The sequence below is a fragment of the Candidatus Palauibacter sp. genome, from assembly GCF_965222475.1.
Taxonomy (GTDB): Bacteria; Gemmatimonadota; Gemmatimonadetes; order Palauibacterales; family Palauibacteraceae; genus Palauibacter.
In genome coordinates this window covers 758874-773880 of the sequence record NZ_CBDCUB010000007.1, presented here as the reverse complement: position 1 = coordinate 773880, position 15007 = coordinate 758874, and the positions used below count along the sequence as shown (strand labels likewise).

The window sequence follows — 15007 nt, the reverse complement described above, 5'->3', positions numbered from 1 at the left end:
TTCCGCGGCGCGGTCCGCGCTGTCCCGCATCATGACGCGCTCGTTGTCGCTCCACTCGCAGTGGATGCGAAGCGCCGGGATCCCCCAGGCATCGACCCGCTCGGGGTCCAGTTCGATGTAGTTCTCCTCGCGCGGCAGACACTCGCCGAAGGCGCCGAGTTCGAACTCCCACACGCCGGGTTCGGTCAATTGGCGCTTGTACTCCGCCCCGAACCCGGGCATGTCGAGCCCGCGGCTCCAGCCCTGCCGCGTCGACCAGCCCTGGTAGCCGTACCCTCGGATGAAGTCGGGAGAGGGCTCCGTCACGTTCCGGAAGCGAGGGATGTAGATCCCGTTGGGGCGCTCGCCGGTGTAGCCATGGTCCTCCCAGCCGGGGAACTTCGCCTTCGCGCCCGTGCTCATGGTGTGGTCCATGAGATAGTGGCCGAGGGCCCCGCTCGAGTTCGCGAGGCCGTCGGGGAAGTCGGCGGACTTCGAGTTGAGGAGGATGCGCGTCGACTCGAGCGCCGAGGCGCCGAGCATGACGATCTCGCCGAAGAACTCCAGAGCTTCACCGGATTCACGATCAATGACGCGGACCCCTGTGACGCGGCCGCGGGCGGGATCCCAGATCACGCTGTGTACGACGCTGTCCGGGCGCAGCGTCATCCGTCCCGTGGCCTCCGCCGCGGGGAGCGTGGCGTTGAGCGAACTGAAGTAGCTCCTGGTGCTGCAGCCGCGGTGGCAGGGGCCGCAGTAGTGGCAGGCGCTGCGTCCCTTGTGGTCGCGGGTGAGGACGGCCGTGCGCCCGATCGTCATCATCCGCGTGTCGCCGAAGTCACGCGCGATCGCCTCCTTCACGGCGTTCTCGACGCAGGTCATCTGCATGGGAGGCAGCAACACGCCGTCCGGCAGCTGCGGGAGGCCCTCGGCCCGGCCGCTGATGCCGACGAATTCCTCCGCGTGCGCGTACCACGGGGCGAGGTCCGAGTAGCGGATCGGCCAGTCCACGCCGATCCCGTCGCGCGCGTTGGCCTCGAAGTCGAGGTCGCTGAGGCGGTAGGACTGGCGCGCCCACATGATCGAGCGCCCACCCACCTGGCGGCCCCGGATCCACAGGAACGGCTTGTCTTCGTCCGTCGTGTAGGGGTTCTCGATGTCGTTGACGAAGAACTTCCGGCCCATCTCGTCGCAGGCGTAGCACTCGCGCTGCACGGGCTGCTCGGCGGCCAGCGCCTTGCGGTCGTTCCAGCCGCGGTAGGGCATGCGGTAGGGGGGCACGTGTTCGACGTAGTCCCTCTCGGGGACGATCATGGGCCCGGCTTCGAGTACCAGCACGCGGAGTCCGAGTTCGGTGAGTTCCTTCGCGGCCCACCCGCCGGTGATGCCCGAGCCGACGACGATCGCGTCCCACGTCTCCTGGCGGCGGCTCACCGCGCGCTCCCGTTTCCGTTGCGCTCCCCGGGGCGGGGTTCGCCCGTGCCGTACTGGTCGAGGAGGACGCAGCCCTCGAAGGCGCCGGGGATGATGCGGTATCCGAGCGTGCGGAGTCCGGCCTCGGAGGTGAAGTAGCCGGCGAGGGTGAACCGCTTCACGTCGTAGAAGAAGGTCCGGGTCTCGTCGATGTCGGGGTCCCGGCGGCGGCGGTCGAGGTCTTCGTCGAGTTGTGCGACGAGTGCGGCCTGCTGGGCCGGGGCGCAGTCGGCGAAGTCGGCGCCGTGGGCCGCCCGGGCGATGGGGTCCACTTCGTCGAGACCGGCCAGGAAACGGTCGCGGTCCGACGCGTCCAGCCAACCGGTCAGGAGGGCATCGACGAATGCGGTGACGCCCGCCTCGCTCGCGCCGGGCGTGTCGGTCCGGGGCAGGATGACCTCGGCGAGCGCCGTCAGCGCCCGGGCCCGCGCGGGCGTAAGCGTCACGGGCGGCGCGCCGCCGACCGGGCCGACCTCCGCGCGGATGCGCTGCCCGAGCGCCAGCGCCTGCGCCACCGCCCCTCCCGGCACGAGCAGCGGCGCGCCGGTGGCGGCGCCCATGATCTTGAGAGCCCTGCGCCGTCTCACAGCCGATCCTCCAGAGTGCCCTTCGTCGATCCGACGCGGCGAGGCGTTCGCCGCAGAACGCCATAATACCCGACCCCGCCGCCCGTGCGAAGACCACCGTTCGACGGGGACGCCGGCGAGCGACATATTCCGGACATGGACAGACGAAGATTTTTGGAGAATTCTCTTGGCGCGGGACTGCTCCTCACGTGCGCCGGGCGCGCGGCCGCCAGCGGCCGACCCCTCCCCGAGGCGTGGGGGCTCCAGCTCTACACCGTGCGGTCGCTGATGGCGGGCGATGTGGAGCGGACGCTCGCGGATGTCGCGCGCATCGGCTACGGCGAAGTGGAGTTCGCCGGTTACTTCGGCCGCACCCCCGCGCAGATCCGGGCGGCGCTCGACGCGGAAGGGCTCAGCGCCCCCGCCGTGCACCTGTCGCTTGGCGAGTTGCGGACCGGTTTCGAGGCCCACGCCGAGGCCGCGGCCGAAATCGGGCACCGATACCTGGTCCTCCCCTACCTGGCGGGCCCCGAGCGGCCAGGCAGCGGTGGCGGCGAGGAGCCGACCGCCGTCGCGGCCGGCTACCGGCGCCTCGCCGACGAACTCAACTCGATCGGCGAGCGGTGCGATCAGGCGGGGCTCCGCTTCGCGTACCACAACCACGACTTCGAGCTGCAGGCGTTGGAAGTGGAAGAAGAGGGAGAAGAAGAGGTCCGCCCCCTCGACGTCATGCTCGAGAACACCGACCCGGACCTGGTCCGTTTCGAGGTCGACCTCTTCTGGCTCGTGCACGGCGGCGGCGACCCGCTCGACTATTTCTGGCGCTTCCCGGGCCGGTTCGAACTCTGTCACGTGAAGGACCGCACCGCGCGCGGCGAGATGGTGGACGTGGGCGCCGGGGTGATCGACTTCGAGGGCATCTTCGAACGCGCCGGACAGGCCGGCCTGCTTCACCACTTCGTCGAGCACGACTCGCCCTCCGATCCGACCGCCTCCGTGCGGGCGAGCTACGAGTACCTGGCGGCTCTCGATGGCTGACCCGACCGCGCCCGGGGGAGAGGCGCTCCAGGGCGGAAGGCCGCTCAGCCGGCGCGATGCCCTCCGCGCGACGGGAGCCGCCTCGCTCGGCCTGCTCGTTCAAGGCGCGGCGAACCCAGCTTCGACGCGGGCGGCCAACGCGGCGCCCGGGATGGCAGGAAGCACGCCACTCGAGGGCCGGATCACGCAATCCGTGGCGCGCTGGTGTTTCGAGGAGATCCCGCTCGTCCCCTTCTGCCGCGGGGTGGCGGACATGGGTCTCACCGCGATGGACCTGCTCACGGTCGAGGAATGGCCGGTGGCGCACGATCACGGGCTCATCGTCTCCTGCGGCGATGTCGCGGCCGGCACGATCGAGGACGGCCTCAACGAGCCCCGAAACCACGCGGGCATCATCGAGGCGTTCGAACGTCACATCCCGCACGCCGCCCGGGTCTCGGTGCCCAACGTCATCTGCTTCTTCGGCAACCGCCGCGGGATGGAGGGCGGCGTGGGCATCGAGAACTCGATCCGCTGCCTGCGCGAGTGCGCCCCGATCGCGGAATCGGAGGAGGTGACGATCCTCGTCGAGGTCCTGAACTCGAAACCCGGCGGGCACGTCGACTACATCGGCGACCGCATGGACTACGCGCTCGAGATCATCCGGGCCGTCGACTCGCCCCGCGTGAAGATCCTCTACGACATCTATCACATGCAGATCATGGAAGGGGACATCATCCGCACGCTGACGGAGGCGAGCCCCTGGATCGGCCACTACCACACCGGCGGGGTTCCGGGGCGGGCCGAGATCGACGACTCCCAGGAGTTGAACTACCCGCCGATCGTGCGCGCCATCGCGGACACGGGCTTCGAGGGCTACATGGCGCACGAGTTCATCCCCCGGAGCGGGGACCCGCTGAAGTCGCTGCGGGAGGCGGTCGAACTCTGCGACGTCTGACCGCGTGAGGTCGGTCTCCGGGCGCGGCTATCCGGCGTCGGCCGCGTGAGGTCGGGGCGTGCCGCTTCCCGCCAGCACCGACTGCTTCTTCCCCAGCCACAGCGCGACCGCCAGCCACAGCCCCGCCAGCGGCACCATGGTCAGCGCCAGCGCCGCACTGCCCAGTCCGAGCGCGCCCAGCCCGGCGAAGGACCACACCCCGATCTGGTCGCCCGCCCGGTACACGAACAGGTCGTTGAAGTTCTTCGCCTTGTACTTGTCCCGCCGCGGGAGGACGGTGTAGAGCACCTCTCTCGTCGGTACGGCCAGCGCGAAGTTCCCCGCCCTCCGCAGCACCTGGAAGACGACGAACACGGCGAACACCGGCGCCACGCCCAGCGCGAGGAAGCCGAGGATGCTGATGACGGGCAGGATCCCGATGGTCAGCCGGACGCCGAACCACTTCAGGAGTCGTCCGGTCAGAAACAGTTGCGTGCACAGGGTGAGCACGTTCACGGAGAGGTCGATGCGCGCGAAGACCGAGGTCCGCTCCGTGGCCGTCGCGAACGTTCGCGAGATGATGTCCGCCTGGATGTTGTACAGAAACGTGGAACCGATCGTGAACAGCAGCATGAAGGCGCCGATCCCGAGCAGGTAGGGAGACGCCAGCACGCGCCGGATCCCTTCCAGCGCCGAGCCCCCGATCACGCGTTCCGCTTCTTCCAACCGGGAGCCGGGCGCCGTCCCGCCCGCGCAACGCGCATCGAGCGCCTTGAGGCAGAGAACCGCCCCCTCGAGCAGCACCACCGAGAACAGGAGGAGGGTGGCGGGCGAGAGGAACCCCACCAGGAACGCCGTGATGGAGGAGCCGACGATCCCCCCCACCGTGCCTCCGACCCCGATGAGGCCGAACAGGCGCCGACTCTGCCGCTCGCGGAAGATGTCGGTCATGAACGACCAGAAGACGGAGACCACGAACAGGTTGAAGACGCTGATCCAGACGAAGAACGTCCGGCCGACCCACACCGAAGCGACGCCTTCGGGCACCAGGCTCAGCAGGGCGAAGTAGATCAGGAGATTGAGCATGAAGAAGCGGTAGGTGACCGTCACGAACCGCCTCCGGGTCCACCGGGACACGACCGCCGCGAAGATGGGGTGAACCAGGAGCATCCCGACCAGGGTCCCCGTGAAGAGCCAGGGGATGTTCTCGACCCCGCCGGCCACGGCCATCTCCTCCCGAATTGGCCGGATCACGTAGTACGCGGAGAGAATGAAGAAGAAGTAGAGGGCGGAGAGCAGCACGAGCCCGGCTTCCTCCGGACGGGCGCCGGTCAGACGCGCGGCGACCGTGCGCGGACCGCTCTCCGGAGGCGGGGTCATGCGGGGGAGGTTCCCGGGTGGCGGTTCACGGTGGCGCTGCTTGCCGGTCGATGGAGAAAGGGATTCTCTTCAGAGGACGTCGGAACCTAACGGGGGGAGCGAGCGTGGCCAGCTTCACGGAACGGATCCTCAACATGAGGCGCGGCGAGTTGGGCCTCGCGCTTCTCTCCGCGCTCTTCTTCTTTCTCGTCCTCTGCGGCTACTTCTTCCTCCGTCCGGTGCGGGAGGCGATGGGGGTCGCCCGCGGGATGGACGACCTGCGCTGGCTGTTCGCCGTGACGTCGCTGGCGTCTCTCTTCGCCGTGCTCGTCTTCGGGGGCGTCGTGGCGCGGACGAACCGGCGGCGCTTCATCCCGGTCGCGTACCTGTTCGTCATCGCCTGCCTGATCGGCTTCGCGACCCTCCTCATTCAGGACGCGAGGGCGGGAGGCGGGTTGATCGGCACCGACGCGGAGACGGGTCTCGCACGGGGCGTCGGATACACCTTCTACGTATGGCTCAGCGTCATCAACCTCTTCTCGACCAGCGTGTTCTGGGCCTTCATGGTCGATGTGTTCGACGTCGACCAGGGGAAGAGGATGTTCCCCTTCATCGGGATCGGCGGCACCCTCGGGGCGCTCGCCGGGGGGCGCGGCGCGAGCCTCATCAGCGGCCTCACCGAGAGTCCGTACCTGCCCGCCGGCCTCATGCTCATCGGCGCGGGCTGCTTCGCGCTGGCGATCGCCGTCATGCTGATCCTCGACCGAAGGGCCGGCCGATCCGCCCTCTCGCGGCTGGAGGCGGGCGGCGCGGCGGCGAGCGCGGGTCCGAGCGCGGAAAGCGCTGGACGTGGGGGCTCGAACGCCCGGATCGGGGGCGGGGCCCTGGAAGGGATGCGGGCCGTGGCCACGTCGCCGTACCTGCTCGGCGTCGGGCTCTGGGTCGTGTTCATGGCCGTGTCGAACACGTTGATCTACTTCACCCAGGCGAACGTCATCCTCGAATCGACGGACACGTTCAGCCAGCGGGTCGGGAGCTTCGCGGACTTCGACTCCCTCGCGCAGTTCGCGACCCTGCTGACGCAGATCTTCATCACGACGCACCTGATCCGGAAGCTGGGCGTAGGCTGGACGCTCGCCATCCTGCCGCTCGTCACGGTGCTCGGTTTCGTCGTGCTGGCGGCGTGGCCCGTGTACGGCGTGATGCTGATCTTCCAGGCCGTCCACCGCGCGACGCGTTACGCCGTCTCGCGCCCCTCCCGGGAGACGCTCTTCTCGGTCGTGGCGCCCGCGGAGAAGTACAAGGCGAAGCCGATCGTCGATGTCTTCCTGTATCGGGGCGGTGACCTCGCCGGAGCCGGTATCGACAGCCTGTTCGCGATACTCGGGCTGGGGCTGGCGTGGGTGGCGATGTCGACCGCGCCGCTCGCCGGCATGTGGATCGCGCTCTCGATCGGACTCGGGCGGGCGCAGGCTCGGCGGGTGGATGCCTGACCCCCCGGCGCCGGGCCTGCGCGACGACCTGTTCGGTCCCGGTTCCCCTCTGCGGGTCATAGGCCACCGGGGCGCCGCGGCGTTCGCTCCCGAGAACACGCTCCCTTCCTTCGAGCACGCGGTCCACGTCGGGGCCCACGCGGTGGAGCTCGACCTCCACCGGAGCGCGGATGGGCACCTCATGGTCATCCATGACCCGAATCTCCCTCGCACCACCGACGGGACCGGGCCGGTGGAAGACCGGACGCTGGACGAACTGCGCGCCTTCGACGCCGGATACCGCTTCAGTACGGATCGGGGGAAGACGTTTCCCTTCCGCGGAAGAGGGGTCCGGATCCCCACCCTCGAGGAGGTGCTGGAAGCGCTCGGCGACCTGCCGGTCGTGGCCGAGATCAAGTCGGCGGCGGCGGGGCACGCGCTGGGGGAGTGGCTGCAGAAGAGCAGGGACCGGGACCGGATCCTGGTCGGCGGGTTCGAGCGCGAGGAGGTGGAACCGGCGAGCCGGGAGGCGCGCTGGCGCTGCGCTTATCAGGACGAACTCCGGGCGTACGTGCTCCTCGGCAAGGTCGGCCTGGGCCGTCCGTTCGCCCCCGCCGGGTGCGACGCCGCCATGCTGCCGGAGCGGCAGGGGGCGATCCGCATCGTCACGCCGCGCTTCGTGCGGCGGGCGCACGCGGACGGCATGGGCGTGTTCGTGTGGACGGTGAACGATCCCGACGACATGCGGCGCCTCCTCACCTGGGGCGTCGACGGACTCGTGAGCGATGCGCCGGGGCGGGCGCGCCGGATCCTGGATGAGATCGAGGTGTGGGGCCATGCCGCAGCCTGAGGCGCGGACGCGCACCATTCTCCACGTCGACATGGACGCGTTTTACGCGGCGGTCGAGATCCGCGAGGACCCTTCGCTGCGCGGCAAACCCGTCGTCATCGGCTCCGACCCCAGGAACGGCCGGGGCCGCGGGGTCGTCTCGACGGCCAACTACGAGGCGCGGCGCTACGGCGTCCACTCGGCGCTCCCGATCTCGCAGGCGTGGCGCCGCTGCCCGCAGGCGGTGTACATCCGCCCCCGGATCCGGTTCTACGCGGAGATCTCGGCCCGAATCTTCGACATCTTCCGTTCCTTCACGGACCAGGTGGAGACGCTCTCTCTGGACGAGGCCTTCCTCGACGTCACCGCGAGCCGCCGGCTGTTCGGCACCGGCCCGGAGATCGCCGGCCGCATCAAGCGGCGCATCGCACGCGAGGAGCGGCTGACCGCCTCGGTCGGCGTGGCGGCGAGCAAGTACGTCGCCAAGGTCGCGAGCGATCTCGAAAAACCGGACGGCCTGGTGGTGGTCCCGGCCGGCACCGAACGCGATTTTCTCGTGCCCCTCGAGGTGTCGCGGCTGTGGGGCGCCGGCCCGAAGGTCCAGGCACGGCTGGCACAACTCGGGTTGCATACGATCGGGGCGGTGGCGCAGCTGGATCCCGACGCCCTCGAGGCGTCGCTGGGCCCCAGCCTGGGCCGCCGTCTGCACGATCTCGCCAACGGACGCGACGCGCGGCGGGTCAAGCCGGCCGCTGGCCGGAAGTCGCACGGGAAGGAGGTCACCTTCCCGCAGGATGTCGCGGACCGGGACCGCGTCGAGCGCACCCTGCTGGGGCTGTGCGAGGGCGTCGCGCGGGGACTTCGCAGGCACGGGATCGCCGGACGGACGATACACCTGAAGCTCCGCTGGGACGGCTTCGAGACGCACACGAGGCAGCGGACGCTCGAGCGGCCGGCGGATACGACGGAGACCATCTGGCCGGTGGCCCGATCGCTGTTTCTCGAGGCCGACGACCCTCGGCGGCGGGTTCGGCTCATCGGCGTGAGCCTGTCCGGCTTCGACGCGCCCGCCGCCGAACAACTCGCGCTCCTCGATGAAGAAGGCGGCGCCCCCTCCGCTCCGGCCGGCGGCGAGTGCCCCGAACGCCGCCTGGCGGAGACGGTGGACACGCTCACGGAGCGCTTCGGCCGCGACGCCCTGAAGCGGGCCGCGCTGCTGGACTCCCATCCGAGAGGTTCGTAACCATGCAGACGTTTCCGATCCCGCCGGCAGGTGGCCGGGGCATCCTCTGGTTCATCATCATCATCATCGTGATCCTCATTGGGGTGACGCTCATGTTGGGGTGGGCGGCCTGGTCGACCCGCCACAGCCGCGCCGAGGTCTCCCCGGACGGCCTGAAGCTGGTGGGGGATCTGTGGGGACGGACGATCCCCCTGGACCGCCTCCAACTGGACGACGCCCGGATCATCGACCTCCGCGGCGAACCCGATCTCGTTCCGCGCCGCCGGACGGCGGGGACGGCGCTCGGAGGCTACTCCTCCGGCTGGTTCCGGCTTCGAAACGGGGAGAAGTCCCTCCTCTACCTCACGGACCGGCGGCGCGTGGTGTACATTCCCACCCGCGACGGGTACTCGCTCCTCCTCAGCCAGAGCGACCCCCGCCGCTTCCTCGAGGCGCTGCAGGACGCAACCGGAGGAGGGTGAACCACCGATGATCCCGAAGCGGGATGAAGCGCTCGCGCTCGTCCACGAGTACACCGGGAGTCCGGGGCTTCGCCGCCACATGCTGGCCGTGGAGGCGGCCATGCGCGCCTACGCGCGGAAGTACGGCGAGGACGAGGAGCGCTGGGGCATCGCGGGACTTCTGCACGACTTCGACTACGAGCGCTGGCCCAACGCCGACCATGCGGCGGACTCGGAGCATCCTTCCATCGGGGTCGCCATCCTCCGGGACATGGGGGTGGACGAGGACATCCTCGAGACGATCCTGGCGCACGCGGACTACACCGGCGTCGAGGCGACCTCCCTGATGTCGAAGACGCTGCGGGCGGTGGACGAACTCACCGGCTTCATCACCGCCTGCGCGCTCGTTCGGCCCACCCGGCTCGATGGGATGAAGACGCGCTCGGTGCGAAAAAAGATGAAGGACAAGGCGTTCGCCGCCGCCGTCAGTCGCGAGGAGATGACGGAGAACTGCGGCGAACTGGGCGAGGACATGGGTGAGCACATCGCGTTCGTCATCGCCGCCATGCAGCTTGCGGCCGAGGATCTCGGCCTGAACGGCCCCGCCGCCCGCTGAACGACCGGCGGCTCAACGACGCGGGGCCCGCCACCCGCTCCGGAGGTGAGCGACCATGACCACGACGACGATAGTCATGATGATCGTCATCCTCGGATTCGTCTGGGGAGGACTCGCCTTCCTCGCGTCGATCGCCTGGCGGAGGGAAGGCGCCAAGCGCAAGCAGACCTAGCGACACATGCCGCGACCCGTGAACCCCGCGAACCGGCCGAGGCGCCGCAGTCCCCGCGTTCTCGCGGTGATCCTGGCGACGCCGGCGATCGCGTCCTGCTTCCTCCCGCGCATGATGCAGCCGCCCGAACCCCTGCAGGATCCGCCCGCGGAAGCTGTCGCGCCGCAGACCGATGTGGTGGAGCCGGAAGAACCGCCCGTCCCGGCGGAGATCGCCGTCATCATCGACTCGATGGAAGCCGCCGTCGAGGATTCGATCGCTGGGCGCGGGCGGGACTCGGTCACCACCGCATCAAGCGAGGCCCGGGCCGCCGCTCGGCGTGATTCGATGCTGGCCGCCGCGCGGCGGATCTCGCGCGCGGTCTCCGCACGACGCGACTCGCTCGACGCCGCCACGAGGCGTGACTCGGCTGCCGTGGCCGGCGCGGCGCGGCGAGACTCGCTGGCGGCAGCTCGGCGGGACTCCCTCGACGCTGCCGCCCGGCGCGACTCCCTGGCCACCGCTCAGCGTGACTCGATCGCGGCCGTCGCGCGGCGTGATTCCGCGGCAGGGCCCGATGCGGAGACGGAACTGGAGCAGCTGCGGGCGTCGGGTCCCACCTACATCTCCTACGACGAGGGTCCCCGTCTCGTATGGGACACCGAGGCCGAGGCACTGCTCGCCACCACCCTCCTCCCGGTGATCCGTGCCGAGGAACTGGACGCGAACACGGCGGCCAACCTCTGGCTTCTCGTCCGGGCCGATGGGCGCGTGGACGCCAGCGTGGTCCAGACCTCGTCCGACAACTCCGCCTTCGACGCGGCGGCGGAGCGGGCCGCGCGCTCCCTCATCTTCGCTCCCGCCCTCCATAACGGACGTGCGGTACCCCTCTGGATCCTGCGCGAGATTTCGCTCCTCATGCGGTAGCCCCCGCCGAGGGGCTGCGATCTCCCATTTCAGCGGATAGCTTGCGCGCCCGATGCCACGCCGTGACGACATCTCCTCGATTCTCCTCATAGGCTCCGGACCGATCGTGATCGGCCAGGCCTGCGAGTTCGACTACTCCGGGACGCAGGCCTGCCGCGCGCTTCGGGAGGAGGGATATCGGGTCATCCTCGTGAACTCGAATCCCGCCACGATCATGACGGACCCGGACATCGCCGACGCCACCTACATCGAGCCGCTCACGGCCGACTGGGTGCGGCGGGTGATCGAGGTCGAGAAGCCCGACGCGCTCCTCCCGACCATGGGCGGGCAGACCGCGCTCAACGTCGCCCTCGAACTCGCGGAACTGGGGGTGCTCGACGAGCACGACGTGGAGCTGATCGGTGCCGACGTGCGCGCGATTCAACTGGCGGAGGACCGCGAGCAGTTCGCCGAGGCCATGACGCGGATCGGACTCGAGCTGCCGGCGGGGGGCTTCGCCCGTTCGCTCGACGAGGCACTGGTCCTGGTCGAGGAGACCGGCTTCCCCGCCATCATCCGTCCCTCCTTCACTCTCGGCGGGACGGGCGGGAGCACCGCCTACAACCGCGAGGAGTTCGAGGACCTCGTCCGCTCCGGGATTCGTGCCTCCCCGACCGGGGAGGTGCTCATCGACCGCAGCGTCATCGGCTGGAAGGAGTTCGAGCTGGAGGTGATGCGGGACCGGGCGGACAACGTCGTCATCGTGTGCTCGATCGAGAACTTCGACCCCATGGGCATCCACACGGGAGACTCGATCACGATCGCGCCGGCGCTCACGCTCTCGGACCGCGAGTACCAGGCGATGCGCGACGCGGCGATCGCCTGCATCCGCGAGATCGGCGTCGACGCGGGCGGCTGCAACATCCAGTTCGCCGTGCACCCGACGACGGGGCAGATGCTCGTCATCGAGATGAACCCGCGGGTGTCGCGAAGTTCGGCGCTGGCCTCGAAGGCGACCGGCTTCCCGATCGCGCGGATCGGGGCCAAGCTCGCGGTCGGCTTCCGGCTCGACGAGATCCCGAACGCGATCACGCAGGTGACGCCCTCCTGCTTCGAGCCTGTGCTCGACTACATCGTCGTCAAGATCCCGCGCTTCGCGTTCGAGAAGTTCCCGCAGGCGGACGCGACGTTGGGCGTGCAGATGAAGGCGGTCGGCGAGGTGATGGCGATCGGCCGGACGTTCCAGCAGGCCTGGCTCAAGGGGTTCCGGGCGCTCGAGAACGACCGCGCGGGGTGGCTGCCCGCCCCGGAGCCGGACGGGGACCGGCTCGAGGATGACCGGACGGACACCGTGCGAGCGGCGATCCGCACCGCGACGCCGGAGCGGCCCTTCCAGCTCTACCGCGGCTTCCAGGCCGGCCTCTCCGTGGCCGAGATCCACGACATCACGGGGATCGACCCGTGGTTCCTCTCCCAGCTCGAGCAGCTGGTGCGCGAGGGCGAGGCCTTCGCGGCGGCCGCGGACCTCACGCCGGAAGACCTCGGGCGCATGAAGCGCATCGGCTTCGGCGACGCGGAGATGGCCGCGTTGCGCGGCATTCCGGAGGCCGAGGTGCGGGAGGCGCGCAGGACGGCGGGACTCGCGCCCGTCTACAAGACCGTCGACACGTGCGCGGGCGAGTTCCCGGCCGCCACGCCGTACCTCTATTCGACGTACGAGGACGAGAACGAGTCCGAACGCTCGGACCGGCGCAAGATCGTCATCCTCGGCAGCGGCCCGAACCGCATCGGCCAGGGGATCGAGTTCGACTACTGCTGCGTCTCCGCTTCCCTCGCGCTCCGCGAGGAGGGGTTCGAGACGATCATGATCAACTCGAATCCCGAGACCGTTTCCACCGACTTCGACATCTCGAACAAGCTCTACTTCGAGCCCCTCACGGTGGAGGACGTACTCGCGGTCGTCGAGCAGGAGAGGCCCGAGGGCGTCATCGTCCAGTTCGGGGGACAGACGCCGCTCAACGTGGCCCGCAAACTGGAGCAGCTGGGCGTCCCCATCCTCGGGACGAGCGTCGAATCGATCGACCGCACGGAGGACCGGCGCCGGTTCGACGAGTTGTGCCGCGAGCTGGGCGTGCCGATGCCGCCGGGCGGTACCGCGACGAGCATCGACGAGGCGTTGAAGATCGCGGAGGAGATCGGGTATCCTGTCCTCGTCCGGCCCAGCTACGTGCTGGGCGGCCGGGCGATGGAGATCGTGTACGACCCCATCTCGCTGCGGGAGTACTTCGTCCGCGCCGTACAGGCCTCGCCGGAGCACCCGGTGCTCCTGGACCGCTTCCTCGAAGACGCGTTCGAGGCGGATGTCGACGCCGTGTGCGACGGGGAGACGGTCGTCATCGGGGGGATCATGCAGCACATCGAGGACGCGGGCGTCCATTCCGGCGACTCCGCCTGCGTCCTGCCGCCCTACCTGCTGCGGGATGTGGACATGGAGGCCATGCGGCGTTTCACGCGCGCCTTCGCCCTCGCACTCGATGTCCGGGGGCTCATCAACGTGCAGTTCGCGGTCCACCGGAAGACCGTCTACGTGCTCGAGGTCAACCCGCGGGCGAGCCGCACCGTGCCCTTCGTCAGCAAGGCGACCGGGGTCCCGCTGGCCCGGGTGGCCGCCCGAGTGCTCGCCGGCGTGAAGCTCGCGGACCTCGGCCTCGGGGATGAACTCGTGCCGCATCAGGTCTCGGTGAAGGAGGCCGTGCTCCCCTTCGACAAGATCCCCGACGCGGACACGGTGCTCGGGCCGGAGATGCGGTCCACCGGGGAGGTCATGGGGTACGCGGACAGCTTCGGGCTGGCCTTCGCCAAGTCCCAGATCTCGGTCTATCAGGGGCTGCCGACCGAGGGGGCCGTCGCGATCACGGTGCACGACCAGGACAAGCCGAACATGGTGCCGATCGCGCGGCGCTTCCACGAACTCGGCTTCGACATCCTCGCGACGGAGGGCACGGCGAAGTACCTCCGGACGCGGGGCGTGCCGTGCGAACGGATCCTGAAAGTGCACGAGGGGCGCCCCAATCTCCTCGACCGCATCGTCTCCGGCGAGGTGCAACTGCTCCTGAACACGCCGCTCGGCAAGCACGCCCTGCATGACGACTACATGATCCGGCGGGCGGCCGTGTCCCGCCGCGTACCGTACACGACGACGCTCTCCGCCGCATCGGCGGCCTCCGACGCCATCATCGCGCTTCGACACCGCCGCCACACCGTCCGCAGCCTCCAGGCCCGCAACGCAGGGGAGGATGGGCTCGCCCGAGCCGCCGGTTCCGCCTGAGCTCTCTCCGTCGTGGAGCCGAACGGGTCTACGCGAGGGGCTGGGCTGGGCGCAGCGCTTCATCGTAGAGGTTGTGCCACGCGGTCAACGAGTCGTGCCTCAGAATTTTGCGTCAGGGACAAGCGTACGGTAGGTCGCGCAGGCGCATAGCAAAGACGGACAACTTCGTGACGGTGTGCAGGAAAGGACCAAAATGCAGGTAGCGCTCGCGGTTCTCGCCGACTTGGCCATCAGGTCGGAGGACGGGAAACTCTCGGTCATCGGCCTATTCGACGGGATAAGGGTTGGGAACCTCCCCGCCAAGCATTCGCAGCTCTCCCTGGTCTTGCGGATGACGGCGGAGTCATCGGAGACAGGTCGAGAACATCCGATCCAGATACGGTGTATGGACGCAGACGGCGAAAGCCTTTTGACGATTAACGGAGAGGTCACGCCGCAACCGCCCCCGCACCCGGACCTCCCGGCGACGGTCGATCAGATCATCAACATCAAGGGCATGAGGTTTGAGAAATACGGCGGCTACTCATTCTCGATCTTTATCGATAGCGACCTCAAGAAGACTGTACAACTACAGGTTGTGGAACTTGACACCACCTGATGGGGAACGAGAAGCTCCTCCAGAGGATGGTGAACACTAAAGCGGCTCTATGCGAGCTTCGGGTTCGAGAAATGGGAAGGGGCGAAGCACATC

At 69.1% G+C, this 15007-nt stretch carries 14 protein-coding genes; 11 read left to right on the top strand and 3 right to left on the bottom strand.

Annotation, left to right across the window (positions count from 1 at the left end; genetic code table 11):
- Both ACOQPP_RS15370 and ACOQPP_RS15365 read right to left on the bottom strand, forming a co-directional pair.
- On the bottom strand, positions 1-1413 hold a 1413-nt coding region (locus tag ACOQPP_RS15370), incomplete at its 3' end, for a GMC family oxidoreductase N-terminal domain-containing protein (protein ID WP_420636850.1).
- The gene (locus tag ACOQPP_RS15365; protein ID WP_419167792.1) at positions 1410-2039 is read right to left on the bottom strand and encodes a gluconate 2-dehydrogenase subunit 3 family protein; all 630 of its coding nucleotides are present in this window, start codon (positions 2037-2039) and stop codon (positions 1410-1412) included. The genes ACOQPP_RS15370 and ACOQPP_RS15365, both read right to left, overlap by 4 nt.
- A gap of 135 nt (positions 2040-2174) precedes the next feature.
- On the opposite strand from ACOQPP_RS15365, the gene ACOQPP_RS15360 reads away from it, so the two are divergent.
- Both ACOQPP_RS15360 and ACOQPP_RS15355 read left to right on the top strand, forming a co-directional pair.
- Positions 2175-3056, top strand: a complete 882-nt coding sequence (locus tag ACOQPP_RS15360; protein ID WP_420636849.1) for a sugar phosphate isomerase/epimerase family protein — start codon at positions 2175-2177, stop codon at positions 3054-3056.
- The gene (locus tag ACOQPP_RS15355) at positions 3049-3993 is read left to right on the top strand and encodes a hydroxypyruvate isomerase family protein (RefSeq protein ID WP_420636848.1); all 945 of its coding nucleotides are present in this window, start codon (positions 3049-3051) and stop codon (positions 3991-3993) included. The genes ACOQPP_RS15360 and ACOQPP_RS15355 overlap by 8 nt, the downstream gene beginning before the upstream one ends.
- A 27-nt stretch (positions 3994-4020) precedes the next feature.
- Here ACOQPP_RS15355 and ACOQPP_RS15350 read toward each other — a convergent pair whose 3' ends face one another.
- Positions 4021-5352, bottom strand: a complete 1332-nt coding sequence (locus ACOQPP_RS15350) for an NTP/NDP exchange transporter (protein WP_420636847.1) — start codon at positions 5350-5352, stop codon at positions 4021-4023.
- Between the two features lie 104 nt (positions 5353-5456).
- Between ACOQPP_RS15350 and ACOQPP_RS15345 the strand changes: the two genes are divergently transcribed.
- From ACOQPP_RS15345 to ACOQPP_RS15305, 9 genes are all read left to right on the top strand, one after another.
- Positions 5457-6824 (top strand): NTP/NDP exchange transporter, encoded by a 1368-nt coding sequence (locus ACOQPP_RS15345; RefSeq protein WP_420636846.1) that lies wholly within the window; start codon positions 5457-5459, stop codon positions 6822-6824.
- On the top strand, positions 6817-7653 hold the full coding sequence (locus ACOQPP_RS15340; protein ID WP_419167797.1) for a glycerophosphodiester phosphodiesterase: 837 nt from the start codon (positions 6817-6819) through the stop codon (positions 7651-7653). The genes ACOQPP_RS15345 and ACOQPP_RS15340 overlap by 8 nt, the downstream gene beginning before the upstream one ends.
- Complete coding sequence (dinB, locus tag ACOQPP_RS15335) at positions 7640-8875, top strand: DNA polymerase IV (protein ID WP_420636845.1); 1236 nt, start codon at positions 7640-7642, stop codon at positions 8873-8875. Before ACOQPP_RS15340 ends, dinB begins: the two co-directional genes overlap by 14 nt.
- A 2-nt stretch (positions 8876-8877) precedes the next feature.
- Positions 8878-9336: a PH domain-containing protein gene (locus ACOQPP_RS15330; RefSeq protein ID WP_420636844.1), complete on the top strand. Its 459-nt coding sequence runs from the start codon at positions 8878-8880 to the stop codon at positions 9334-9336.
- A gap of 7 nt (positions 9337-9343) precedes the next feature.
- Complete coding sequence (locus tag ACOQPP_RS15325) at positions 9344-9931, top strand: HDIG domain-containing metalloprotein (protein ID WP_420636843.1); 588 nt, start codon at positions 9344-9346, stop codon at positions 9929-9931.
- Positions 9932-9986: 55 nt separating this feature from the next.
- Entirely contained in the window at positions 9987-10103 is a 117-nt protein-coding gene (locus ACOQPP_RS15320; RefSeq protein WP_419167806.1) for a methionine/alanine import family NSS transporter small subunit, read from the top strand.
- A 6-nt stretch (positions 10104-10109) separates the two neighbouring features.
- Entirely contained in the window at positions 10110-11009 is a 900-nt protein-coding gene (locus tag ACOQPP_RS15315) for an energy transducer TonB (protein ID WP_420636842.1), read from the top strand.
- Positions 11010-11061: 52 nt separating this feature from the next.
- The gene (carB, locus tag ACOQPP_RS15310; RefSeq protein WP_420636841.1) at positions 11062-14316 is read left to right on the top strand and encodes a carbamoyl-phosphate synthase large subunit; all 3255 of its coding nucleotides are present in this window, start codon (positions 11062-11064) and stop codon (positions 14314-14316) included.
- 193 nt (positions 14317-14509) lie between these two features.
- Positions 14510-14914: a DUF6941 family protein gene (locus ACOQPP_RS15305; RefSeq protein WP_419167809.1), complete on the top strand. Its 405-nt coding sequence runs from the start codon at positions 14510-14512 to the stop codon at positions 14912-14914.
- The last annotated feature ends 93 nt before the right edge of the window (positions 14915-15007 follow it).

What these genes read in the sequence shown, in the direction of transcription:
- ACOQPP_RS15355 (WP_420636848.1), top strand. Translation starts at nt 3,049, where the DNA reads ATGGCTGACCCGACCGCGCCCGGGGGAGAGGCGCTCCAGGGCGGAAGG.
- ACOQPP_RS15325 (WP_420636843.1), top strand. Translation starts at nt 9,344, where the DNA reads ATGATCCCGAAGCGGGATGAAGCGCTCGCGCTCGTCCACGAGTACACC.
- carB (WP_420636841.1), top strand. Translation starts at nt 11,062, where the DNA reads ATGCCACGCCGTGACGACATCTCCTCGATTCTCCTCATAGGCTCCGGA.
- ACOQPP_RS15305 (WP_419167809.1), top strand. Translation starts at nt 14,510, where the DNA reads ATGCAGGTAGCGCTCGCGGTTCTCGCCGACTTGGCCATCAGGTCGGAG.
- ACOQPP_RS15320 (WP_419167806.1), top strand. Translation starts at nt 9,987, where the DNA reads ATGACCACGACGACGATAGTCATGATGATCGTCATCCTCGGATTCGTC.
- ACOQPP_RS15330 (WP_420636844.1), top strand. Translation starts at nt 8,878, where the DNA reads ATGCAGACGTTTCCGATCCCGCCGGCAGGTGGCCGGGGCATCCTCTGG.
- ACOQPP_RS15360 (WP_420636849.1), top strand. Translation starts at nt 2,175, where the DNA reads ATGGACAGACGAAGATTTTTGGAGAATTCTCTTGGCGCGGGACTGCTC.
- ACOQPP_RS15315 (WP_420636842.1), top strand. Translation starts at nt 10,110, where the DNA reads ATGCCGCGACCCGTGAACCCCGCGAACCGGCCGAGGCGCCGCAGTCCC.
- dinB (WP_420636845.1), top strand. Translation starts at nt 7,640, where the DNA reads ATGCCGCAGCCTGAGGCGCGGACGCGCACCATTCTCCACGTCGACATG.
- ACOQPP_RS15350 (WP_420636847.1), bottom strand. Translation starts at nt 5,352, where the DNA reads ATGACCCCGCCTCCGGAGAGCGGTCCGCGCACGGTCGCCGCGCGTCTG.
- ACOQPP_RS15340 (WP_419167797.1), top strand. Translation starts at nt 6,817, where the DNA reads ATGCCTGACCCCCCGGCGCCGGGCCTGCGCGACGACCTGTTCGGTCCC.